Here is a 22,358-nt window from a genome sequence, read left to right as displayed (position 1 = left end):
TAAGGCGTACCTGGAAGGTACGTCGTTGACGAAGGATGAGGCCAACGCCGCAGATGGGCGTTTTTCATCAGCCTGCTAATCCTCGTCGAGGCATTCCAGCAGCCGAGTGCGCAACTCCTCGATCTTATCCTGACGGAGAACTTTCTGGCCGAAGATATCCTGTATATAGAAAGTGTCCGCAGCCTGGTCGACCTTGGTGGAAATCTTTGAAACTCCGATGTAAAGACCAAGTTCCTTGAGGGTCTTGGTGATGTGGTAGAGGAGTCCGACCTTATCGTGGGCGTAGATATCGATGACGGTGTATTCGTCGGAGATCTCGTTGTCAACCTCAACCCGATTGGGATACCGGGGAAGTGGGCGCTCCGCCAGAAAGCTGGGGCGCTGGCGTTGGCTGACGAGATCATCCACCCTGACCCGCCCTTCGATTACCGAGGTGAGGTTCTCCTCGACACGCAGCCATTTCTTCTCATCGCTGATCATCTTCCCCGCCGGGCCGACGACCTGGAGAATATCCAGAGCCACCCCGTGGCTTTGGGTGAAAATCTGGGCGCCCAGGATATTGATGCCGTTTGCGGCCATGACTCCGGTGATCATCGAGAAGAGCCCCGGCACGTCGAGGGTAGAGACGGTGACCTGGGTGTATTCGCCCTGCGGCCCGTGTTCCATCTTCATGGCCAGTGTCCGGTCTCCCCGGCTGAGAACCAGGCGAAGGTGTTCGGCAATCTCCGCGGAACGATAAGAAAGGAGATAGCGGGTGCTCATGGCCTTGAGGGCGTCCTTGACGACCTTGGAATCGAATTCGTCTTCGAGAAGGTCAACGACCTTCCTTTTGCGGTTGCGAACCTTCTCCGACCTTTTCTCCAGGCGAAAATTACTTCGTTCGAGAAGATCGTAGGCCTTTTCATAGAGTTCCTGCAGAAGAAAGCCTTTCCATTCGGACCATACGTCGGGACCGACCGCCTTGATATCGGCAAAGGTCAGGAGATAGAGCATCTTGAGATTTTCGCTCATCCCCATGTTCTGGGCAAACTGCTCGATCAGCTTGTCGTCGTGGAGGTCCCGGCGCTGTGAAATATGGGCCATGATCAGGTGATTGCGGACCAGGAATTCAAGCCGGCGGCTGTCTTCCTTGCCGAGGCCAAGACGTCGGGCGATCGTAGGGATGAGGTCTGCCCCTTTGTTGCAATGGTCCTTTCCCTCTCCTTTGCCTATATCGTGGAACAGGACGGCCAACAGAAGCAGCTCCCGCTTCTCGATATCATTGGCCACTTTGGTCAGCAGTGGTTTTTTCTCCGCGTAATCCCCACGCCAGAGCTTGGCGATTTCCTCGACGGCAAAGAGCGAATGGATATCCACCGTGTAAATATGGTAGGCATCATGCTGCACCTTACAGTAGATGCGGCCGAACTCGGGGATGAAGTGATTGAGAAACTGCAGATGGTGCATATCCATCAGGGTGTCGGACATCCCCTGGGGAGTTCGCAGGATTTCCCAGAATCCCTCGCTCATCGCCCGGGAACGGCGAACCCGGTCGTTGATACGGTGCAGATTCTCTCTGATCAGTCCCTTCAACGGTACGCTGAGGCGAACTCCGTGCCGCTGGGCAAGGACGAATGCCCGCATCATCCGGGACGGTTCCCGGGTGAAAAGGTCTTCCTGGCTGAGCCGCAACTCGCCCCTCAGAATGTAGAAGCCTTCTTCCACCTGACGTCTTGCGATATAGCCGAAAATTCTGGACGTGGACTGTTCCTGCTGCAGAGCCTTGGTGATCAGGGAAGAGGCAAGATGCTCGACGCGGGTGGCATGCGCATAATAGTCCTGCATGAACTGCTCGACGGCCGGTGCTCTTTTATTGTCCTGATATCCTAGAAAACGTGCGATTTTCTCCTGCTGATCGAAGTGAATCTGATCGTTTTTCCGGGAGGAGAGGTAATGGAGTTCATTGCGGATGTGCCAGAGATAATCCTGGGCCTCTTCAAAGAACTGCCCTTCCCGTTCGGTGAGGACACCCTTGATGATAAGATCGCGCAGAGATCGGGCTTTGAATTTGACTTGCGCCACCCAGAGTGCGGTATGCAGATCCCGCAGCCCCCCTTCCCCTTCCTTGATGTTGGGCTCCAACAGGTAGACGGATGATCCGTATTTGCCTAGACGACGGGAATTTTCCTCCATCTTCTCCCGGATGAAAGACTGGCTGTTGCGGCGCAGCATCGTATCCAGAACTGTCCGGTCGTAATCGTTATAGAGCTCCTCGTCGCCGACCAGGAAACGGGAGTCCAGCAGTGCCGTGCGGGCCGTGATATCCTTTTCGGCCATTTCAAGACAGTCTTTGGCCGTGCGGACGCTGTACCCCACCTCAAGGCCGAGATCCCACATCAGGTACAGCATGCGTTCCGACACGGTTTCGGCGAAACGCTTCTCCTTGCCCCCGTAATAAAACATGATGTCGATGTCGGAACGGGGGTTGAGCTCGCCGCGGCCATACCCTCCCAGGCCAATCAGGGCGCAGGATCCTTGACTGTCGTTGAGATCCAGGGAGACTCCTCGATAAAGGTTGCGCAGCAGGGTATCGGTAAACGAGGTCAGGCTGCCAACCACCCGCCTGCCGCCGGCGCCGCCGAGATGTTCTTCGTGGATGCGCTGCTGGTGATGTTCAATGAAGGAGCGGGCGGCGGGCAGAAGCAGCGCCCGCCGACGGTCGTAAGTGATGGACGAATCGGAGAGCATCTCCGGAGAGAAGAAAACTTTCGAATTTGGAGATTTTTTTGGATTCATTTCGTGGCAATCAGGTTGTGGGCGACGGCATAACTGCGAACCCCCCGGGTGATGGCTTCGACGGTTTTTTGCTGGAACTTCCGGTCGGCGAGACGGGCCTCTTCACGATTGTTGCTGATGAAAGCCGTCTCGACCAGAACGGAAGGCATGGTGGCTCCCAAAAGCACATAGAAGGGCCCCTGCCTCACTCCCATATCCTTGATATGCGAGTAATGTCTGCTCAGATCCTCGACAAGGGATTTCTGAATCTCGGCGGCGAGGCGGCTCGATTCGTTGATCTTGGAATTGGCCATCAGATCGAAGAGGATGAGTTCGAGGTCTCCGACCTCCTTGAGCGTGGTGCCGTTTTCTCGGGCGACTACATCCGCAGCCTTGTCGTTCTTGGAAAAGTTGAGATAGAAGGTCTCGACCCCATAGGCATCACGACTGCGGTTGGCATTGGCGTGGATGGAAATAAAAAGATCCGCCCCCACCCTGTTGGCGATTCCCGTTCGCTCCGGGAGATCCAGATAGACATCGCTGTCCCGCGTGAGGATGACCTCGCAGCCCAGTTCTTTCTCCAGCGAACGGGCCAGCGCCTTGGCCATCGCCAGGGTCACATCCTTTTCCATGACTCCTTTGGGTCCGATCGCCCCGGGGTCCTTTCCACCATGACCGGCATCGACAACGATGCGTCTCAACCCCTTGCCCGCTCTGCCGGGGGGGATGCGGACCTTGAGCGGGCTGTCACCAGGGACCTGATCCAGGATTCCGGCGATGCCGTCCTTCGCTCCCGGCGGCAGCGACCTCAGCTCTGCGGGATTGGACGTAAGTTCAGGAGCACCGGCACCGGCAACATCGATGACGATACGGTAAGGGTCTTCAAGGGGAAAAACCTTGTAATCCTGGAAACTGACCAGATCAAGGACCACTCGCACCGTCTTGTCATCGGGGCGGCCAGTGCGGATTTTCTGCAGAAGCCCGTCTCCCACCTCGATGGTCTCCACCATTTCCGGCCCCAGGGTGACCCCCGGCACATCCACATAGATACGGGGCGGAACGCTCCCGCGGGAATCCGGAGCGAGAACATTGGAGGTAAAATCAGCGCGGCCGCCCAGATCGATGACGATCCGCGTATAGTCGGATTTGGACCAGTAGCGGATTCCCATCACCGTGGAATCCGAGGCCGAAGCCTTGAGATCCGCTGCCTGCGAAGGCGGCCGGGACGGAGCATAGCGGGCCAATTCAATCATTTTCTTTCGGGCCGCGGAGACCATATCCCCTGAAGGGTGTTGTTCGCATACCTTCCGATAGCATGCATAGGCCTGGGAAAAGTCGCCGAAAACCTCTTCCTGGATGCCGGCGGCCAGGGAAAGAGCATCGTCTGCAAGCGAGGTTTCCGGATAGTCTTCCGCCAGAAGGGAGTAGAGTTCGAAGGCCCGCCCGGCATCTTTCTTCACCCTGGATATCTTATACAGTCCCTGGCAGGACTTGCCCGCCATATACAGAGCAGCGGCAGCCTTAGGATGCCGGGGATAGGTGTCGCGGACCCGCATAAACCCGTCGATCACCTTTTCCCAGTTGCTTCGATAAAGCTGCTGTTTAGATGATTTCAGAAGCTGCTGATAGCCCTCTTTCGCCTTCCGGTAGGCGCTTTCGGCATCGGCTGCCGCCGTGCCTGCGGAGGCAGCCAGAAGAAAGATCAGAAACAGAATCGGCAGACGGAAAAAAAACATTGATCACACCATCTTCTTCAGTTGGTCCAGAACGTTCAATGCCTCAAGGGGGGTGAGGACGGAGATATCGAGATCCTCCAGCTTCTGCCGCAATTCATCCTTTGCCGGGGCGAACAAGGAGAGCTGGGGGGTCTCCCGGACGGGCGAGGCCATGCGGCTGCGTGCCAGGCGGGGCTGTCCTTCCTTTTCGAACTCACCCGACTCCAGATTCCTGAGGACTTCCCGGGCACGCTCGATCGTCGCCTGGGGAAGCCCCGCCAGGCGAGCGACCTGAATGCCGTAAGAGTGGCTGGCGCCTCCCTTGACGATCTTGCGCAGAAAAACGATCTGATCGTTCCATTCCTTAACGGCGATGTTGAAGTTCTTCACCCTCTCCCGGGTCAGAGCCAGATCCGTCAGTTCATGGTAATGTGTTGCAAAGAGGGTCTTTGCCGCCACGGGCGCATGGTCATGCAGGTACTCGGCAACCGCCCATGCGATGCTGACACCGTCGAAGGTGGAGGTGCCGCGGCCGATTTCATCGAGCACGATCAGACTTCTGGGGGTGGCGTGATTGAGGATGTGCGCCGTCTCTGTCATCTCCACCATGAAGGTCGACTGGCCTCGCGCCAGGTTGTCGCTTGCTCCGACACGGGTGAAGATGCGATCCACCACCCCGATGCGGGCGCTTTTGGCCGGCACCAGGCTCCCCATCTGAGCCATCAGGGTGATCAGGGCGACCTGGCGCATGAAGGTGGATTTGCCCGCCATGTTGGGACCGGTAATGATGAGGATCTGGTTTTCCCGGGTGTCCATGACCACGTCATTTGGTACGAACCGCTCAGAGAGACTCATGCCCTCGACAACCGGATGACGACCTTCGATAATGATCAATTCGCCGCTGTCGACGATTTCGGGACGGACATAGCTGCGGTCATGGGCAAGGTCGGCCAGCGCGAGAAGCACGTCCAGAACGGCCAGGGCATCGGCGGTCGCCTGAATCCGCCCCCCCTGCCCGGCCACCTGCCGGCGAACCTGCTGAAAGAGATCGTATTCGATGGCGGTCAGTTTTTCCTCCGCCCCAAGGACCTTCTCTTCGTACTCCTTGAGGGCCGGCGTGATATACCGTTCGGCGTTGGCGAGGGTCTGCCGGCGCTGGTAATCGTCCGGAACGCTGGCAAGGTGGGATCGGGTGACTTCGATATAATAGCCGAACACCTTGTTGAATCGGACCTTGAGGGAGGAAATTCCGGTCCGTTCCTTTTCTTCGCGCTCCAGACGGGCAATCCATCCTTTTCCTTCTCGGCTGATGGTGCGCAGCTCATCCAACTCCCCGTCGAAGCCGTCTCGGATCAGCCCGCCTTCTCGCAGGACGAAAGGCGGATCGTCGACGATGGCTTTGCCGATAATCCCGGTCACGTCGGCCAGAAGATCGATATCCCCGCGCAGACTGCGAACCAAGGGGCTCTCCAGTGCCGCGAGTTCATCGAGGAGAGCCGGAATTCGCTCCAGAGAGCCTTTGAGCGCGATCAAATCCTTGGCATTGGCGCTGGCCATGGAGATCTTTCCGTTCAGGCGCTCCAGATCATACACCCCGTCCAGAGCGGAGCGCAGATCCTGTCTCGCCAGGCTTTTTTCGACCAGTTCATGTACCGCCTGATGACGATCTCGGATTCTCCTCACGTCGACCAGAGGCCGGTTGATCCATTGCCTGAGCTTACGCCCCCCCATGGCTGTCACCGTCCGGTCCAGAGCACCGAGGAGGGATCCTTTCTTGCCGTTGTCGTGCAACGTGGCGGTCAGTTCCAGATTGCGCCGGGTGGAGTCATCCAGAACCATGAAATCAGCGGCATGATACGTGGACAGGGTGCGGATATGATCGAGCGTCCCCTTCTGGGCTTCCTGCAGGTAATGGAGAACAGCGCCGGCGGCGCCGATGGCGCCGGGGAGATCGGTACAGCCGAAGGAGTCCAGGGAAGAGCAGGCGAAAAAGTCCGTCAGCAGCCCTGCAGCCCTGTCGGTCTCAAAAACCCATTCCGGGATGGTGTTGATCATCCGACCGGCCAACGGCCCCGCAAGGGACTCTATCAGGGCAGCGCCGTTTTCGCCGGAGGGAAGCAGAACCTCACGGGGATTGATGGAAGCGATTTCGCTGAAAACCCCTTCCGGGCCGGCCATTTCCGTGGCCCTGAATTCTCCGGTGGTGATATCGAGAACGGCGATCCCCCATCCGAAGTCCCCGCCGCAGGCCAGAGCCATGAGATAATTGTTTTCTTTGGGCTGGAGAGTATCGGTATCGACGATGAGGCCGGGGGAGACGACCCGCACGACCTCCCGTTTGACGATCCCTTTGACCGTTTTGGGATCCTCGACCTGCTCACATACGGCAACCTTGTATCCGTTTTCCACGAGTCTCGAGATATAGGGCTGGCTGCTGTGATAAGGGATGCCGCACAAAGGGATCTCGTCGGCCGCTCCCTTGTTGCGGGAAGTCAACGTGATATCCAGGACCCGGGAAGCGGTGACCGCGTCCTCCATGAACATCTCGTAAAAATCGCCAAGGCGAAAAAAAAGGATGGCGTCGGGATACATGGATTTGATTTCCAGATACTGACGCATCATGGGGGTGGTACTGCTCATAGATTCGACAAACCTCGCGGATGGGACGGCAGTCAGCAATACCCTCGCCGGAAGCCGGGGGCGGCATTATGTTAACAAACCCCCTTTTTGATGTAAATAGCCTTATAGTGACCCGTCGACTCAGGATCAATTTGATGTAAAAAAGGTGGATTGGTCCATATTTCTCGAAATTTTGGGCAAATTAGTTCTGCACCGCTCTGAAATATGCGGAAACATGCTTCGATTTTCCTGTTTTCGCGTGACGACATCCCAAATCCTACAAGCTCTCGAGGCAGATTTGCCTTGACCTCTCAAAGACGGCAATGATAAGAAAACCGCCACTGCAGGAGGAAATATGAACGCAAATAGTAGAACAGACTCAAAAGGAGACATTTTCCGGAAGGAAAATTTCGACCTAAATACATTCGAGGACGAGATCCGCATCGACTCGCTGTGCCAACGACTGCTGCGGATGTTCTATCTGGAGATGGCGGAAGAGGGACGTTCGCCGGGCGAGGCGGGGCGCCTGGTCTGGGGAGCCGATTATTTCCTCCGCGAGTTCATCATTCCGGACCGCCGGGAGAACATCTTCTCCCCTCATTCCGGAAGGGTTCGCCAGTTCGCCGGCAACTGGTATATTGTGAAAAACCTCGAGCCGAACATGGAAGAGCTCGGGACCATTCTCCAAGGTGTCGAAGCTTTTTATGAATACGGGAAAAAGATAGGCAAGGTGAGCGAGGAAGTTGTCGAAGACGTGCGCAGGGATTGTTCCGAACTCGACTACTTCCGCCGCCGGATAGAAGCCTTCTGGCAAATTGAGGGAGACGGCTACTCGGCCTGGGAGAGGGAATGTTCGCTTAAGGAATGAAACCGGGGTTTCAGGTTCAAGGTTCCGGGTTGATCCTGATTCCCTGATTCCTGGCTCCTGGCCTTATGGATCAAATGATAACGACCTCTCCGAAAATCCGAGCCGCCCGGGTTTCCATTGCCGCCGCCACCGGTCTGGCCCTGCTCAAGATGCTGACCGGGTTAATGACCGGTTCAATGGCTGTTCTTGCCTCGGCGGTCGATTCTCTTCTCGACATCCTCATGTCGGGGGTCAATTATCTGGCCATCCGCCAGGCGGAACAACCGGCTGACGAAAGTCACCCCTTCGGGCACGGCAAATTCGAGACGGTTGCCACCTTCGTTCAAGCTCTATTTATTGCCCTGTCAGGTTCATGGATCATCTTCGAATCGGTGCGCAGGCTGATCCGTGGAGTGCATCTAAGCAGCCCTGGCGGGGGTGTCATCGTGCTTTTGTTCAGCACGGCCGCTTCCTGGCTGCTCGGTCGATACCTGCGGCGCATTGCACGGCAGACCGATTCACCTGCCCTCAAGGCCGACAGCCTCCATTTCTCCATGGACGTCTACACCAATCTTGCCCTTGTCGCGGGGCTGACGGTTGTCTCCTTCTTCGAGATTCCGTGGCTGGATCCGATCCTGTCGATCCTGGTAGCCCTCTATATTCTCACGGAAGCCCTGCGGCTCGTACGTCACAGCCTGGGAGAAGTGCTGGACGAAAAGCTCCCCGAACAGATCAATCAGGAAGTCGCCCGGTTGATCGAGGCCCATCACGGCAACATGCTCGATTTCCACAAGCTCCGGACCCGCAGAGCCGGGTCTCAAAAAATCATGGATTTTCATCTCACTGTTTGCAAACACCTCTCCGTGGAAGAGGCCCATGCCATCGCCGATCATCTGGAAAAGAGAATCAAGGAGGAGATTCGGGGGTCCGATGTCACCATTCACATCGAGCCCTGTCGCCGAGCCGACTGTCCGGGCCGGGATAAGTGTCCGGCGGAGATGGCCCGCATGGATGATGAGAGGGATAATGGTCAGGACCTGAAGGCGTGAGGGGGAAAAGCATGCCTCTCCCCTTGCATCTTGACCCTTGAACCAGAATCTTTAAATTCGCCGGTCCCGGCCGGCAGCCGGGTTACTTTCTTTACTGGTCTAAAGAAAAGTAACCAAAGAAAGGACCTGCGCTGCGCTGGGCATTGCTTCCGCGTTCGGCAGTGGCTTTTTTCACTGGTGCGCCAAGGTAGAAAGATGCGTCTCCGTTGATTTGCCTTTTGCCGACTTCTGGTGACAGAAATGATTTTCCTGGGTATTGCAAACGAAGGCTTCTCTTGAATTTAAATCCTAAAACTTAAACCTTGAACCTTGAACCTCACGCCTCATTTCCCGCCTACATTCTTGAGGCGCTCCAGGCTTTCAATCACCTCTCGGCTCCCCTGGTTTCGTTCTTCCATGGCCGTAAAAATTTGTCCGACCATATCGCTGACCGATTGAACCGCCGCTTCGATGCTTTGCGTGTTCTGGCGCTGCCTGGTAGTCGCCGTTACCATGTCGTCAGTCATGCTCTTCACTTCCTCGATCGATTTCACAATGCTTCGGATTCCGACGGCCTCTTCTTTTGAAGCGGTGGAAATCTGAGTCACCATATCTCCAAGTTCGTCGATTGAGACGGTGACCGACTCTACGCTTCGGGCGACTTCCTGGGTCGCCTTGCGGATGTCGCGCGCCATTTCCATGGCCGAGACGGCGCTCTCGAGGATCTGGCGAAGAGAGGCCTCCATCCCTTCTCCCAGGTCTGTCCCTTCCTTGACCAGTTGCCGGGTCCGTGCGAAATGGTCCACGGTTTCGCGGGTATACTCCTGGATCTCTCCGACGAGCCGACCTATGGCCCCCGTCGAGTTGGCTGCTTCCACGGAGAGGCTGCGCACCTCATCGGCGACAACGGCAAAAGAACGACCGTGCTCACCGGCCTGGGCGGCGATAATTGCGGCATTCAGTGCAAGAAGATTAGTTTTTTGAGTGATCTCAGCGATGACGGTAGTGATGCCGTTGATCTCTTCCCCTTTTTTGGAAAGGCGGCCTATGGTGGAAGCAGCGCTTTCCACGGCCCCTGCAATTTCCTTGAGACCCGCCAGAACATCGCTCACCGCCTCGGCACCGGTTTCGGCCTGCTGCTTCACCTTCTCGGACATGAGATGAGAGTGGGTCCCGTTCTCTTCGACCGCTCTGATGGTTGCGGAAATTTCCGTCATGGCCGAGACGGAATTATTCATGAACCCGGTCAGCTGGTTCAGACTCTGGTACACCTGCTCTATGGAGACGGATATCTCTCCGGAAGCCGAACGAGTGGCATTCACCGCGTCACAAACCACATCGGCCGCACGTGCGATATCGGCCGTCGCTTCGCTCGTTGACGCGGTGGCCTGCTTGAGGGTGTGATCAAGGCGGGTATGTTCCCCACGATACTTGAGAAGCTCCTGAAAAGTGACTTCCAGTTCTCTGGTAAGGGTGTCCACTGCTTCCACCAGGTTGATCCTGGTCAATGCCGAAGAAACCTGATCGGCAAAAAGATGGACGGTATCGACGTCGGTCTCGTCCAGGGCATGATGCCGTACTTTGTTGTCGACGCCAAACATCCCCATGACTTCATCCCTGACCACGATGGGGCATAGAATAAAGCTTCTTGAACGCAATTGATGGATGTTGTCGCAGGGGGGCTTCAGGTGGAATTCCTCGGGCATGCGCGTGATGTCATCGACGAGGAGAAGCCTGTTTTCAGTGACGGTTTTATAGAGAGCTCCGGCCCGTTCGTCGAGGGGAATGACGATATTGGAAACGTCATCGTCTCCGGTGCCGCGACTGGCGACGAATTGCAGGCTTTCTCGCCCCGGATTCACCATAAGAATGTTCACTCTGTCATAGCCGAGGATTTCATGCAGGCCATCGGCGGAAAGACGCAGAACTTCTTGAATATCCATCGATTTCTGAACATGGTTGTTAATGGAATGGAAATTTTTGATACTGGTGTTCAGGTCGCGAAAACGCCGCTCGAATTCAGTTTTTTGCCTCTCCACCGCCTGGTTAAGCTCGTCCAGACCACGGGCCCGTTCGTGTATCTGCTGAGAGGCTTTGCCGATCAGGTAACCGAAGACGCCGAGGACAAGGGCCGTTCCCAGTCCCATATAGCCGTAGAGAGTCAGGCTCTCGGAGGAATGAAGGATATCCCCTGAAATCTGGGCCCAGACCGTCTCCCCCGGTTGCCAGAAAAGAACAAGCCGCAGAACAATCCACCCGATGGGGGCAAGTATTCCGAGAAGAAATCCACAGAGAGCATAAAGCCGACTGCGATTGACGTTGCTCGATGCACCCAAATTATTCATGCCCTAAGCTCCTTAAAAACAAAGCACCACGGCCACTGCAGCCACGGTGCTGAATTTATCGATATGGATGCGTTGCCTTCATATCGCCTTTGATTCCAAAGTTCCACTTAAAGCTTCTTTCAAGCCTTCTCCAAGCACCCTAACTATTCAGACGAACACACGTCAAGAAAAATTTCGACCCCTGCAAAAGTAAGTTCGTTATGTGCCGTGCACACTGCGGAGTCGGACCAAGCTGGGAGGTCCACTGCGGCCTTTCTAACCATCAACCTCGCCGAAGTTCTGCGAGGCATCAACCGCGCCTTCGCCGAAGGGAAACGAGAGGCGAACTGTGGAATGAAGATATAGGGGTATGAGGAACTATCCGGCCCGCACCCGGTTGTTTCCATTTACACTCCAAGCTCTTGTCGATTACTATGGAAGAACGGCAGTCAACCAAGGCAGACGGGGGCATGATGGAAGAACTCAGCAACAATCCCAATTCATGGAAAAAATTCATAAAGAACGGCTTTCGTATTTTTCTAGGCACCGGCGCGGCCTGTCCCCATGCACTGATCGATCTTTTTCTGGAATCCGCCGAACATTTCAGCGACCTGGAATTTGTCTATCTGCTCACTCTTGGCAAGACTCCATGGACCGATCCCAAATATGAGCAGACTCTTCGGGTCAATACCTTTTTTCTGGATCAGGGGACCCGCGAGTCGGTTCGCGCGGGCGAGGCCGACTACACTCCCTGCTTCCTGTCGGAGATTCCGGCCCTTTTCACGGAAAACATCCTCCCCGTCGATATTGCCTTCATACAGGTCACCCCGCCCGACGCGCAGGGCTACTGTTCGCTGGGAGTCTCCGTCGATATCGTCATGGCGGCGGCCAAATCAGCCAAACACATCATCGCCCAGATCAATGACCAGATGCCCCGGACCTTCGGCCAATGCTACCTGCATCAAGACGAGATCTCCGCCTTCATCAGGGTTTCCGAGCCGATCCCGCCGGTGCCTGCCGCAGCCCTGGACGAAGTCACCCTGCAGATCGGAGAATACGTCTCCCTGCTCATCGAAGACGGCTGCACCCTGCAGGTGGGGATCGGCAAAATTCCCGATGCGGTGCTGCACAAGATGACCGACCACAACGATCTGGGGATCCATACCGAGATGTTCAGCGACGGTCTGCTGGAACTGTACAAGCACGGCAATATCACCAACCGCTTCAAGGGAATCCACGAAGGCAAGACGATCGTCTCGTTCTGTTTCGGCAGTCAGGAACTCTATGATTTCGTCGATAACAACCCCCATGTGGAGTTTCATAGCACCGACTACGTGAACAATCCGGCGGTCATCGCGAAAAACAACAAGATGGTTTCCCTTACCAGCGCAACCCAGGTCGATCTGACAGGTCAGATCGTTTCCGATTCGGTAGGGGGCCATTTTTACAGCGGCATCGGCGGTCAGGTGGATTTCATCCGCGGCGCCGGCATGAGCAAGGGAGGACTCCCCATCATCGCCTTGCCCTCCACCGCGAAAAACGGCGCCATTTCGCGCATCGTCTCGGAGATCAGTTCAGGGGCCGGGGTGGTGGCCACCCGAGGTGACGTCCATTATGTGGTGACCGAGTATGGGATAGCAACGCTGAGGGGCCGCAGCATTCGCGAGCGGGTCATGGAACTGATCCAGATCGCACATCCGAAATTCCGCGATCAGTTGCTGGAGGACATGCTGAAATCCGACAAGGTCCCTCCCTATCAGCGCAACACTCCGACCCCTGTCAAGGAACTCGGAGATACTGAGGTCATCAAGCTGGAGAGCAGAGGAGAGGATTATTTCATGCGCCCCCTCCATCCTTCCGATCAGCGTCGGCTGCAGAGTTTTTTCTATTCGCACGACAAGGTAACGCTTTTCCAGCGATACCGCAACGAACCGAAAAAAATGGGAACGGCGCAGGCCTATCGCCTGGTCAATACCGACCTGTCCAAGGACATGGCCCTGTGCATCGTGGAACGCCAGGGCCCCCGAGAAGTCATTCTCGCCGTCGGACGCTATTACGTCCTCGAAGACGGCGAGAGGGCGGAAGCCGCTTTCGTCGTGCACGAAAGTATGCGCGGCAGAGGGTTCGCCACCCGGCTCCTGGAACGGCTCATCGACATCGCGCGCCAGAGAAACCTGAAGTTCATGACGGCCAATGTCCGCTCCGACAACACCCCGATGTGCCGGGTTTTCGAAAAATTCCATTTCATAAGTGAACCCGCAGAAGATCCCTCGGAGCTGAATTATCTGCTCCCTCTGGAGTGACGACCATGCTGGATCTGGAAAAGAGATTTCCATTTAAAAAAGAACACTTCCAGGTCTTTTATCACCCGGATTGCCTTCTGCACGAGGTGGGCTCAGGGCACCCGGAAATCCCGGCGCGGCTCAGCAGCATCCTCCGCGGATGCGCCAGACTCCCCGCACAGCTGCCTGTCTCTTTTCAAGTCCCGCAGCCCGCCCGGATCTCCGAACTGGAACTTGTACACGAAAAGCAGTACCTGCTGCGTCTGGAGGCCGCTTGCCTGAGGCAAAGCCGCTTTTTCATGTCACCCGACAATCGTATCAGCCCGACGACCTTTCGCGCCGTGCTGGCCGCGGGCGGATGCGCTCTGGCTTTGGCTGAAACACTGCGGGAAAAAGGCGCCGGCTTCGCGCTGATCCGCCCGCCGGGCCACCACGCGAGCAGAAGGAGCGCCGAAGGGTTCTGCTACATCAACCACGTCGCGCTGGCCATCGAAGCCATCCGGCTAAACGAACCGGAGGCGACCTTTCTGGTGGTCGATTTCGACGTTCATCACGGCAACGGCATCGACTACATCTATTGCGAAGACCCGGGAGTTTTCTACTACTCGCTCCATGGAGAGCCCGATCACATTTTTCCGCATACCGGTTACCTGCACGAAACCGGGTGCGGCGAGGGGACAGGCTATACGCGCAATATCACCCTGCCGCTGGAGAGCTCGGGCGATCATTGGCTGCGGCATTTCGAAGTGAGCCTGCGCGACTTTGAGAAAAAGATACGTCCCGATTACCTTCTTGTCAGCGCCGGTTTCGATGCGCACCGGGAAGATCCCTTCGGGGTAATGAACGTGGAGGATCGGCACTTCATCAAAGCGGCCGGACTAATTGCAGAAATCGCAGGCGATCACTGCGAGGGAAAGGTCGGTTTCTTCCTGGAAGGCGGCTACTCGATCGCCGTTCTGGAGCGCCTGGTACCGGAAATCATCGCCGTGCTTGCGGTGCGCCGAAATCAAAGGAGTTATCTTGAGGTTTATGAGGAGAAAAGATAGAGGAATAAGCGCAGAAGAGGCAACATGGTTGCTGGCCGAGGGGGAATATGGCGTTTTATCGACCGTAGGCGAAGACGGCCAACCCTATGGCATCCCCCTTAGCTATGCCTACAGAAACAACTCGATTTACATCCATTGCGCCCTGGAAGGTCACAAGCTTGTCAATTTGGATTACAATCGCAAAGTGTCCTTCTGTGTCGTCGGCAGGACGAAAATTCTCCCCGAAAAATTTGCCACCGAGTATGAGAGCGTCATCGTCTCCGGGACCGCTTGCGCGGTGCAGGGTGTCGAAAGGATCGACGCTCTGGTGAGCCTTCTGGGAAAATACTCCCCTGCGTTTATTGAGGAGGGGAAAAGATATATCGAACAAAAAGACGCAGTGACGAGGGTCATCAGAATTGATATTGATTCACTGACAGGTAAAGCACGAAAATAGGCGCCCGACGCATATCGACAATGTCAGTCAGAGAAGAGGAAACAAAATGAGTAATTTACCGAGCTGTCCGAAATGTGGTTCAGGATTCGCCTACGAAAACAGAAGTATGTATGTTTGTCCGGAATGTGCACATGAATGGACAGCAATTTCCGCCGTCGAAAGGACCGACGATGAAAATGCAATCAGGGACGCCAACGGAAATGTCCTTGAAGACGGCGATTCGGTCACGGTGATCAAGGATCTCAAGGTCAAAGGCTCGTCATCAGTGGTCAAGGTCGGGACAAAGGTCAGGAATATCCGCCTGGTAGATGGCGATCACAATATCGATTGCAGGATCGAGGGTATCGGCGCAATGAAGTTGAAATCGGAGTTTGTCAAAAAAGCATGAGCATCGATCTCGTCGATGTAAACAGGGTTCGCGTTCTGTCGGGCATGAATAAGCGGGAGTGCTCCGAATGGGTAATTTGATCGTTTCTTCTCTGATTCTTGCTTTATTCTGTCTGTCGGGGGCCCCCGAAGCCCTCGCCCTGCGGTGCGGACACGACGTGGTGACCACCGGCGACAGTAAGCTGGAAGTTCTGAAGAAATGCGGTGAACCGATGCTGGAAGAACGCCATTTCGAAGAGTTTCGGAAAGGGGTGGATACGCACGTCGAAAAACGGATCGGTTCCGTAGTGGATGAATGGACTTACAATTTCGGTCCCCATGACTTTCTTTACTTTCTGAAGTTCGCCAACGGCATCCTCATCGATATCGAAACAGGCGATTACGGCTTTGACCCCGATATGGACTCCGGGCTGGACCGCTGCCGGCACGGCCAGTTGCTGGCCGAAGGAGATACCACTGCCGAGGTGCTGAAAAAATGCGGCGAACCGGATCTGGTTGAACGCTGGTATGACGAAACCATCCTGAGGGAGGACCGTACTCTTGAACGGAGGACGACGGTTCCGGTTGAACAGTGGACTTACAATTTCGGCCCGCGTCATTTCATTCACATTCTGAAGTTTCGCAAGGGCCGCCTGGCGGATATCGAAATAGGCGGATACGGTTTCGATCCGGAGAAATGAATACGGCCTCTGCTTCCGATGGAAAGAGTCCCTCGCACCGAATCGACAGTAGCTCTCTTTTTTCCTGCTATCCTTGAGGGAACATCCAGGGCAAGCTGCTCCCGCAGTGCGGGAGGATGAATAAGGAGGTGGAGAATGCCACGGGGAAATCGTTATTTTCTATCCTCTCCGATTTTCATGATCACCCTTCTGGCCCTGTCCGGCCTGTCGTCAGGCCTCCCCCGCACAACGCACGCCGCGGGCGACAGCTTCCTTCAGGGACTGATCGGAGCGGCCAGCTTCGACGAGGACAGCCTGACCTTCCGGGTGCCATCGTCGGAGTTCGCCGACGAGGAGGATCTCTCCTCGATGCCCTACGTCGGTTTTTTCGGCCAGCACTTTTTAGCCGGCGAAGCGACCCAGGTGGGGTTTGAGGGAGGAGCCCTGTTCGGCTGGCGATCCCGCGACTCAACTGTCCTTCTCGGCCAGAACCAGGCGCGCGTCAAGATCGACACCTCCTTCTGGATGCTCGACCTCTCTGCGGGAGTCTGCCTCAACCAGAGGCTGGGTTCGCGCTGGCGGCTTTATCTGGGTGCCGGGCCGGCCATGGTCTTTGCCGAGTACGAGGAGGACGGTGAGGTCAAAGCGGGGGATGCCGCTGACCCCGATACAGCCGCCGCCGCTGCTGGCGAGAGTTTTTCCGAATTCGGCATCGGCGTCTACGGCCGGGCCGGCCTCGAATTCGAGTACTACCCCACTGCTTCCATCGGGATCAGCGTTCGAGGCCTGGCCACCGACATGGAGTTCGACAATGCGGTCGGCTCCTCCGAAGTGAACGGAGTGCAGGGATTCATCACCTTCACCCGCCATTTCAAGGGATACTGAGAAGCAATTGCACGCTTCGACCCGCGCGAGGCTTTTTGACTTCGAGTGCAGAACAGGTGGATTGCCGAACGTGAAAGCGCATGCGTAAGTTGCCAATTTCTGTTGATCATTCATGCTGAATTTCATTTACCTGCGCCATTTCACCGGGTGGAATGATTTTAACCTTTTTCTTTTGGATTAAAAAATCTCCTCTCTTTCCGATTCCTGCGTTGCTGATCTTCGTCTTCAAAACTATATGCATCAGCATCTCCTTCGATTCCATCGTCTCAATCTCTTGACCCTCCCTTCCCTTTCCGCGCACAGCGGGAAGGACTCACCGATCCATGATGGCCTTGTTTTTGCTACTGAGATTTCTCGTGTCCGATCTGCATCGGCCGCAGTTTGTTAACATTCGTCATCAAGGAGGAAGTAAAAAATGAAGAATCTTTTTGGCCTGATTCTTATTGGCAGCCTGGCTCTGGCCGGCTGCGCCCAGAAAACAGTTGTGAACGATCAACCGATCAAGGATGTTGCCGCTGTCGTTGCCGAGCAGGAGGCCCCTGTCGTGACCCAGGAGTCAGCCGAGCCGATCGCCGCTGCACCGGTACAGAAGGCGATGACCGCCGAAAGGATTTTCTTTGATCTTGACTCCTCCTCCCTCACCCCCGAGGGCAAGAAAGCCCTGGAAGGCAATGCCCTGTGGCTGCTGACTCAACAAGAAGTCCGCATCATCATCGAGGGGCATGCTGACGAGCGCGGCTCAGACGCGTACAATCTGGCCCTCGGCGAGAAACGAGCCCAAACCGTTCGTGATTACCTGATGTCTCTTGGGATCGACTCCGAGCGGGTCGCCATTATCAGCTACGGAGAAGAGAAAGCAACCAAGGGAGCAACGAGCAATGTCGCCTGGGCACAGGACCGACGGGCGGAATTCGTCATAAGCAACTAAGCTCCCGATAACGACTGCGCAAGCAAGAGGGAAACCCCGCCGGGGTTTCCCTCAACCTTCCCCATGTCCCTCATTCAAATCAGAGCTTTCCCCTCTTGCTTTGATGGAGCGATTGTTGGGTTCGCAGAGCCCTTCGACCCGGCTATTGGGCGCGGATCGTCCCCTTCATGCCGAGGCTCGGGTGCAGCGGTTTGTCGCAGTGGAAGTGATAGTCGCCCGGTTGGTCGAGGTTCAGTTCGATCGGCACTTTCTGGCCGGCCGGCAGGTGGCGGGAGAGAAGCAGCTCCCCGGCCGGATCGAGAACGGTCAGGTTATGATCCATTCCCGACGTGTTCTCCACTTCCAGCAGCAGCCTGTCTCCGGAATGGGCGAGGATTTCGTTCGGCTCGAAGCTGAAGCTGCTCGCCTCCATTGCAATCCGCTTCTCACCTGTCCCTGCAGGGGCTGAAACGCTCACCTTAGGTCCGGCGCACCCAGCCAGCACCGCAACCAGCGCGACGACCACTCCCGACAGCATCCAGGGTTTCATTTTCATCGTCTCTCTCCTTTGTTCGTCCCTGTTCTCTCCTTCGATCTACCACGAAGTCCATTTCAAGAACGGCATTTGAAGGTCGATCGACCCGGAGATCAGGGCCGAGTTCCCTGGCTTGCCTTGGACCAGGGTCACCGGTGATAGTCGAAATCGGGTCCCTCGAACTCTTTGCACTCTTCATTGGGCCAGGTTTCGTGCTTGCCGTAGATGTGCACCTCGATCCGTCCTTCACTGCAGGAGAGAGCCTTACCGGCATGATGGGATTGGGTGTTCTCCACGAACCGCGATTCTCCTTTCTGGACGGACTTACATAGTTTTTTAAAAGCGGTTTCCTTCATGACTCTTCTCCTTTCCGCCCCATTGAAGATATGTGCTCTTCAATGGGTCATCTCGGGATGTTAAAAACGGGTTCTTTCTTCTCTTCGCAGGCCTTTGAGACCGACACCTCACGCTTACCGCAAAGTCGGTATCAAAATCGTGGCGATCTATCTACCTACCAATATTTTAGCACTGTTCGAAGCGGCGCAATGGAGACCACTCCAGACCACTCCGCACTATTTGCCACCTCCATACTAGAAACCTGCAAGCCAAAACACCAGCCGCGACGACCCGAAGCCGATGCCGCCGCCGAGGATGGCGCCGGCCAGAACGTCGGTGGGATAATGGCAGCCGAGAAAAACCCGGGACAGGCCAATGAGGACAGCCGCGGGCAGGAAGAAGATTTCCGAGCCGGGAAGAATTTCGGCGTAGTTGGCGCAGGCGGCGACGGCGGTCATGGTGTGGCCCGAAGGGAAGGAGAACTTGTCGGGCGGGGCGAGCAGACACGGAAGGTCACGCCAGGCTTCGTAGGGGCGCGGCCGGCCGATGAGGTTCTTGACTGCCATGAACAGGGCGGCGGAAAACGCCATGGCGAGCGCCGCCCCGAGCACCGCCCAGCGGTTCCGGGCCGGGCCGCTGACGAGCAGAACGATGCCGCTCACCCCCCAGAGCGGGCCGTCACCCAGGCGGCTGGCTGCCAAAAACAGGAGAGTCAGCGGGGAGAAGCGGCGCAGGTCGCAGAGATAATGCATGAGAAGGACTTCGCGGGGGGTGATGTGGCGGGTGTAGAAAGCGGCCAACCCCTTGTCCCGCATTTGAATTCCGTTCACCGGCATGATCGCTCTCCTTCTTCGGCGCACAGTGATGTTTCGGCCACGGCACTCATTTCATCTCCTCCTACTGAGGTGAAAACCGACCCGACCCGGCCGGAGAAGCGGGGAAGTGGACCGTGAAGCAGGCTCCGTGCCCCGGGGCGCTGCGCAGAGAGATCTCTCCCCCCAGGTGGCGGGCCAGAGTACGCGCGACATAGAGTCCCAACCCGGACCCCCGGGTGGTGCCGGTCAGGCGCTCGCCGCGGTAAAAGCGGTCGAAAATACGCTCGGCTTCCTCCTCCGAAACTCCCGGTCCCTCATCCTCGATCTCGATATCGCTGCCGCCGTTGCCGGCGGCGAAACGGAGACTGACGACGGTCCCGTTCTCGCTGTATTTGATGGCGTTTTCGAGCAGGCTGGAGAGGATCACCCGGACCGCGCCGGAGTGCAGCTGCAGCGATGGCACGGCGGCCGTCTCGAGCCGAAGGATGATCTGCTTCGCCGCCGCCCGCGGGCGATAGAGTTCGATCATCTCCTCAAGTACAGCGTTCAGCGACACTTTCTCGCGGGGGAGTTCGAACGCTCCTGTCTCGATCTGACGGACCAGCAGAAATCCCTCGGCGAGAGAGCTGAGGTAATCGGCGCTGCGCTGGATCGCCTCCAGGCAATCCAGCGGCGGCACCGACTTTCCGCCACGGACGAGGAGACCGGAAAAGCCGCCGATGATCACCATCTGGTTGCGCAGCTCATGAAACATCAGATCCTGCAAGTCCGCCTGCAGCCCCGCCCCGGCCCGCAGCGCCTCCATCTCGGCCATGAGCGCCGAGCGCTCCCGCCGCTTCTCCAGCAGCTGCCGCACCCGCAGCATCACTTCCCTGACCGCGTAGGGCTTTGCCAGGTAGGCGTCGGCCCCCAGCTCCAGCCCTTTCAAACGGTCGTCGAGGGCGCTCAGGGCTGTCAGCATGACGATCGGCGTCGAGGCCAGTTCGCGGTCATGGTGTCTCCGCAGCAGCCGGCAGACCTCCCAGCCGTCGAGATCCGGAAGCAGGATATCGAGCAGGATCAGATCGGGCCGCTCGGCCCCGATCAGCCGGCAGGCGCTCAAACCGTCGCAGGCGGTCAGAACTTCGTACCCCTCCTTGCGCAGGTTGTATTCGAGCACTTCCGCCAACTCTATTTCGTCTTCGACGATCAGGATTTTTGCCAATGACATCGGGCTCCTCATATCCGCTCGCTATTCACCTTCGGTGGGAAGGGATTCAGTTTTGCTGTCCATCCGAGGCTTTTTTATACCTGTCATGTTGGCCGTTTGTTAGAAAATTGGTGGTATTCTGTTAGAAGAAATACGGAGTGGGAAAATCTACGTACCCATGCGCGTTCTGCCAAACGGTTCCGGCAGTGAAGTAGTCTTCACCCTGTTCCGGATGCCGGAGATGTCGGAGGAGGAGTTTGCCCTCCAAAACACTCAAGGAGAAGCCCCATGATGCGGACCTTTATCGCCACCATGATGATGCTTATGGCCTTTCCTGTCACCGCTCCGGCGGCGGTGCAGGAACAGGAAGTGACATACAGCGCCGACGGAACGGAGTTGAGGGGGCATCTCGCCTTTGACGATTCCGTCGAGGGGAAACGTCCCGGAATCCTGGTGGTCCACGAATGGTGGGGTCTCAACGATTACGCGCGAAAACGCGCAAGCATGCTGGCCGAACTTGGCTACACCGCGCTGGCGGTGGACATGTACGGCGAGGGGAAGACGGCGGCCCATCCTGAGGAAGCGGGGAGCTTCGCCGGTGAATTGCGCAAAAACCTGCCTCTGGCCAAGGAGCGTTTTCTGGCGGCGATGGAGCAGTTGAAGAAGCATCCGACCGTCGATACCGAAAGAATCGCGGCCATCGGCTACTGTTTCGGCGGCGGCTTGGTGCTGGAGATGGCGCGGGCCGGGATCGACCTGGACGGTGTTGTGAGCTTCCACGGCAATCTGACCACGGACAATCCGGCCAGGCCCGGAGAGGTCGAAGCCAGGATACTGGTGCTCAACGGCGCCGAGGACAGGTTCATCACGGCGGAGCAGATTGATCGGTTCAAGGAAGAGATGGCCGTCGCCGGAGTCGATTATCGCTTCATCAGCTATCCGGGGGCCAGACACAGCTTCACCAATCCCCAGGCCGACGAAACCGGCCGAAAATTCGACATGCCGATCGCCTACGACCCCGAAGCCGATAGAAAGTCCTGGCAGGCGATGCAGGAATTTCTTGCCGGGATCTTCCGGTCCGGCAAGCAGCCCGGCGAATAAAAACCGAGACGAGCAAAATTACTTCAGCGTTAAGGAGGACCGAATGATCAATCTGCAAACTCTCCGCACCAGTTGGGCGCCTCGCCTGTTGAGCGTTCTGCGCATGGTAGCGGGATTTCTCTTCATGCAGCACGGCGGCCAGAAGCTGTTCAGCTTTCCGGCGGCGCCGCAAGCCGAGCCCGCCCTCTTCTCGCTGCTTGGCCTGGCGGGGGTGTTGGAGCTTTTCGGCGGTGCGCTCATTCTCATGGGCCTGTTCACCCGCCCTGTCGCCTTCCTGCTGTCGGGGCAGATGGCCTTCGCCTACTTCATGGTGCACGCTCCGAGAGACTTCTGGCCTCTGGTGAACCAGGGAGAGCTGGCGGCGCTGTACTGTTTTCTGTATCTGTACCTCTTCGCCGCCGGTGGAGGTCCCTGGAGCCTGGATCGTCTCAGGAAATAATCGGATATTCCACCGATTCAGAACATACGAAAAAAAGCCCCCGACCGCTTAAGC

The 22,358-nt window shown here is 56.8% G+C and carries 20 protein-coding genes; 11 read left to right on the top strand and 9 right to left on the bottom strand.

The window, feature by feature from the left end:
- Positions 1-75: 75 nt before the first annotated feature.
- From glnD to mutS, 3 genes are read right to left on the bottom strand one after another with little or no spacing between them, the layout of a single operon-like run.
- Entirely contained in the window at positions 76-2,775 is a 2,700-nt protein-coding gene (glnD, locus tag DTF_RS0102645) for a [protein-PII] uridylyltransferase (RefSeq protein ID WP_081702762.1), read from the bottom strand.
- Positions 2,772-4,490, bottom strand: a complete 1,719-nt coding sequence (locus DTF_RS21565) for an N-acetylmuramoyl-L-alanine amidase (protein WP_051360782.1) — start codon at positions 4,488-4,490, stop codon at positions 2,772-2,774. Before DTF_RS21565 ends, glnD begins: the two co-directional genes overlap by 4 nt.
- 3 nt (positions 4,491-4,493) lie before the next feature.
- Positions 4,494-7,109: a DNA mismatch repair protein MutS gene (mutS, locus tag DTF_RS0102635; protein WP_027714056.1), complete on the bottom strand. Its 2,616-nt coding sequence runs from the start codon at positions 7,107-7,109 to the stop codon at positions 4,494-4,496.
- Positions 7,110-7,443: 334 nt separating this feature from the next.
- On the opposite strand from mutS, the gene DTF_RS0102630 reads away from it, so the two are divergent.
- Together DTF_RS0102630 and DTF_RS0102625 are read left to right on the top strand one after the other, a co-directional pair.
- Positions 7,444-7,956, top strand: a complete 513-nt coding sequence (locus DTF_RS0102630) for a hypothetical protein (RefSeq protein WP_027714055.1) — start codon at positions 7,444-7,446, stop codon at positions 7,954-7,956.
- A 74-nt stretch (positions 7,957-8,030) separates the two neighbouring features.
- Positions 8,031-8,984 (top strand): cation diffusion facilitator family transporter, encoded by a 954-nt coding sequence (locus DTF_RS0102625; protein ID WP_035055541.1) that lies wholly within the window; start codon positions 8,031-8,033, stop codon positions 8,982-8,984.
- Positions 8,985-9,307: 323 nt separating this feature from the next.
- Here DTF_RS0102625 and DTF_RS0102620 read toward each other — a convergent pair whose 3' ends face one another.
- The gene (locus tag DTF_RS0102620; RefSeq protein WP_027714053.1) at positions 9,308-11,308 is read right to left on the bottom strand and encodes a methyl-accepting chemotaxis protein; all 2,001 of its coding nucleotides are present in this window, start codon (positions 11,306-11,308) and stop codon (positions 9,308-9,310) included.
- Between the two features lie 452 nt (positions 11,309-11,760).
- Between DTF_RS0102620 and DTF_RS0102615 the strand changes: the two genes are divergently transcribed.
- The 6 genes from DTF_RS0102615 (at position 11,761) to DTF_RS0102590 (ending at position 16,982) form a co-directional block, all read left to right on the top strand.
- Positions 11,761-13,590, top strand: coding sequence for a bifunctional acetyl-CoA hydrolase/transferase family protein/GNAT family N-acetyltransferase (locus DTF_RS0102615; protein ID WP_081702799.1), 1,830 nt, complete (start codon positions 11,761-11,763; stop codon positions 13,588-13,590).
- Positions 13,591-13,595: 5 nt separating this feature from the next.
- Entirely contained in the window at positions 13,596-14,615 is a 1,020-nt protein-coding gene (locus DTF_RS21560) for a histone deacetylase (protein WP_051360780.1), read from the top strand.
- On the top strand, positions 14,599-15,051 hold the full coding sequence (locus DTF_RS0102605) for a pyridoxamine 5'-phosphate oxidase family protein (RefSeq protein WP_226989138.1): 453 nt from the start codon (positions 14,599-14,601) through the stop codon (positions 15,049-15,051). The genes DTF_RS21560 and DTF_RS0102605 overlap by 17 nt, the downstream gene beginning before the upstream one ends.
- A 46-nt stretch (positions 15,052-15,097) precedes the next feature.
- Positions 15,098-15,439, top strand: a complete 342-nt coding sequence (locus DTF_RS0102600) for a zinc ribbon domain-containing protein YjdM (protein ID WP_027714050.1) — start codon at positions 15,098-15,100, stop codon at positions 15,437-15,439.
- A 67-nt stretch (positions 15,440-15,506) separates the two neighbouring features.
- A complete protein-coding gene (locus DTF_RS25075) occupies positions 15,507-16,118 on the top strand; it encodes a DUF2845 domain-containing protein (protein WP_051360776.1) in 612 nt (203 codons plus the stop codon).
- A gap of 135 nt (positions 16,119-16,253) precedes the next feature.
- A complete protein-coding gene (locus tag DTF_RS0102590) occupies positions 16,254-16,982 on the top strand; it encodes a hypothetical protein (protein WP_027714049.1) in 729 nt (242 codons plus the stop codon).
- Positions 16,983-17,088: 106 nt separating this feature from the next.
- Here the strand turns inward: DTF_RS0102590 and DTF_RS27550 are convergent, their stop codons facing one another.
- Entirely contained in the window at positions 17,089-17,223 is a 135-nt protein-coding gene (locus tag DTF_RS27550; protein WP_255342718.1) for a hypothetical protein, read from the bottom strand.
- A gap of 174 nt (positions 17,224-17,397) precedes the next feature.
- On the opposite strand from DTF_RS27550, the gene DTF_RS0102580 reads away from it, so the two are divergent.
- On the top strand, positions 17,398-17,910 hold the full coding sequence (locus DTF_RS0102580; RefSeq protein ID WP_027714048.1) for an OmpA family protein: 513 nt from the start codon (positions 17,398-17,400) through the stop codon (positions 17,908-17,910).
- Between the two features lie 142 nt (positions 17,911-18,052).
- Here the strand turns inward: DTF_RS0102580 and DTF_RS0102575 are convergent, their stop codons facing one another.
- From DTF_RS0102575 to DTF_RS0102560, 4 genes are all read right to left on the bottom strand, one after another.
- The gene (locus DTF_RS0102575; protein WP_027714047.1) at positions 18,053-18,445 is read right to left on the bottom strand and encodes a cupredoxin domain-containing protein; all 393 of its coding nucleotides are present in this window, start codon (positions 18,443-18,445) and stop codon (positions 18,053-18,055) included.
- 128 nt (positions 18,446-18,573) lie between these two features.
- Complete coding sequence (locus DTF_RS0102570; RefSeq protein ID WP_027714046.1) at positions 18,574-18,780, bottom strand: hypothetical protein; 207 nt, start codon at positions 18,778-18,780, stop codon at positions 18,574-18,576.
- Between the two features lie 234 nt (positions 18,781-19,014).
- Complete coding sequence (locus DTF_RS0102565) at positions 19,015-19,590, bottom strand: phosphatase PAP2 family protein (RefSeq protein ID WP_162148582.1); 576 nt, start codon at positions 19,588-19,590, stop codon at positions 19,015-19,017.
- Positions 19,591-19,657: 67 nt separating this feature from the next.
- Positions 19,658-20,785 (bottom strand): hybrid sensor histidine kinase/response regulator, encoded by a 1,128-nt coding sequence (locus DTF_RS0102560; protein WP_027714044.1) that lies wholly within the window; start codon positions 20,783-20,785, stop codon positions 19,658-19,660.
- A 267-nt stretch (positions 20,786-21,052) separates the two neighbouring features.
- Here DTF_RS0102560 and DTF_RS0102550 point away from each other — a divergent pair, with 267 nt between their 5' ends.
- Together DTF_RS0102550 and DTF_RS0102545 are read left to right on the top strand one after the other, a co-directional pair.
- Positions 21,053-21,865, top strand: a complete 813-nt coding sequence (locus DTF_RS0102550) for a dienelactone hydrolase family protein (RefSeq protein ID WP_226989137.1) — start codon at positions 21,053-21,055, stop codon at positions 21,863-21,865.
- Positions 21,866-21,908: 43 nt separating this feature from the next.
- The gene (locus DTF_RS0102545; RefSeq protein WP_035055539.1) at positions 21,909-22,304 is read left to right on the top strand and encodes a DoxX family protein; all 396 of its coding nucleotides are present in this window, start codon (positions 21,909-21,911) and stop codon (positions 22,302-22,304) included.
- Positions 22,305-22,358: the final 54 nt, after the last annotated feature.

The sequence above is a fragment of the Desulfuromonas sp. TF genome, assembly GCF_000472285.1.
Taxonomy (GTDB): Bacteria; Desulfobacterota; Desulfuromonadia; order Desulfuromonadales; family ATBO01; genus ATBO01.
This window is presented reverse-complemented; position numbering and strand designations above follow the sequence as displayed.

Bases quoted from the DNA above. Each gene is read 5' to 3' on its own strand.
- glnD (WP_081702762.1), bottom strand. From the start codon at position 2,775: ATGAATCCAAAAAAATCTCCAAATTCGAAAGTTTTCTTCTCTCCGGAG.
- DTF_RS21565 (WP_051360782.1), bottom strand. From the start codon at position 4,490: ATGTTTTTTTTCCGTCTGCCGATTCTGTTTCTGATCTTTCTTCTGGCT.
- mutS (WP_027714056.1), bottom strand. From the start codon at position 7,109: ATGAGCAGTACCACCCCCATGATGCGTCAGTATCTGGAAATCAAATCC.
- DTF_RS0102630 (WP_027714055.1), top strand. From the start codon at position 7,444: ATGAACGCAAATAGTAGAACAGACTCAAAAGGAGACATTTTCCGGAAG.
- DTF_RS0102625 (WP_035055541.1), top strand. From the start codon at position 8,031: ATGATAACGACCTCTCCGAAAATCCGAGCCGCCCGGGTTTCCATTGCC.
- DTF_RS0102620 (WP_027714053.1), bottom strand. From the start codon at position 11,308: ATGAATAATTTGGGTGCATCGAGCAACGTCAATCGCAGTCGGCTTTAT.
- DTF_RS0102615 (WP_081702799.1), top strand. From the start codon at position 11,761: ATGGAAGAACTCAGCAACAATCCCAATTCATGGAAAAAATTCATAAAG.
- DTF_RS21560 (WP_051360780.1), top strand. From the start codon at position 13,596: ATGCTGGATCTGGAAAAGAGATTTCCATTTAAAAAAGAACACTTCCAG.
- DTF_RS0102605 (WP_226989138.1), top strand. From the start codon at position 14,599: ATGAGGAGAAAAGATAGAGGAATAAGCGCAGAAGAGGCAACATGGTTG.
- DTF_RS0102600 (WP_027714050.1), top strand. From the start codon at position 15,098: ATGAGTAATTTACCGAGCTGTCCGAAATGTGGTTCAGGATTCGCCTAC.
- DTF_RS25075 (WP_051360776.1), top strand. From the start codon at position 15,507: ATGGGTAATTTGATCGTTTCTTCTCTGATTCTTGCTTTATTCTGTCTG.
- DTF_RS0102590 (WP_027714049.1), top strand. From the start codon at position 16,254: ATGCCACGGGGAAATCGTTATTTTCTATCCTCTCCGATTTTCATGATC.
- DTF_RS27550 (WP_255342718.1), bottom strand. From the start codon at position 17,223: ATGCATATAGTTTTGAAGACGAAGATCAGCAACGCAGGAATCGGAAAG.
- DTF_RS0102580 (WP_027714048.1), top strand. From the start codon at position 17,398: ATGAAGAATCTTTTTGGCCTGATTCTTATTGGCAGCCTGGCTCTGGCC.
- DTF_RS0102575 (WP_027714047.1), bottom strand. From the start codon at position 18,445: ATGAAAATGAAACCCTGGATGCTGTCGGGAGTGGTCGTCGCGCTGGTT.
- DTF_RS0102570 (WP_027714046.1), bottom strand. From the start codon at position 18,780: ATGAAGGAAACCGCTTTTAAAAAACTATGTAAGTCCGTCCAGAAAGGA.
- DTF_RS0102560 (WP_027714044.1), bottom strand. From the start codon at position 20,785: ATGTCATTGGCAAAAATCCTGATCGTCGAAGACGAAATAGAGTTGGCG.
- DTF_RS0102550 (WP_226989137.1), top strand. From the start codon at position 21,053: ATGATGCGGACCTTTATCGCCACCATGATGATGCTTATGGCCTTTCCT.
- DTF_RS0102545 (WP_035055539.1), top strand. From the start codon at position 21,909: ATGATCAATCTGCAAACTCTCCGCACCAGTTGGGCGCCTCGCCTGTTG.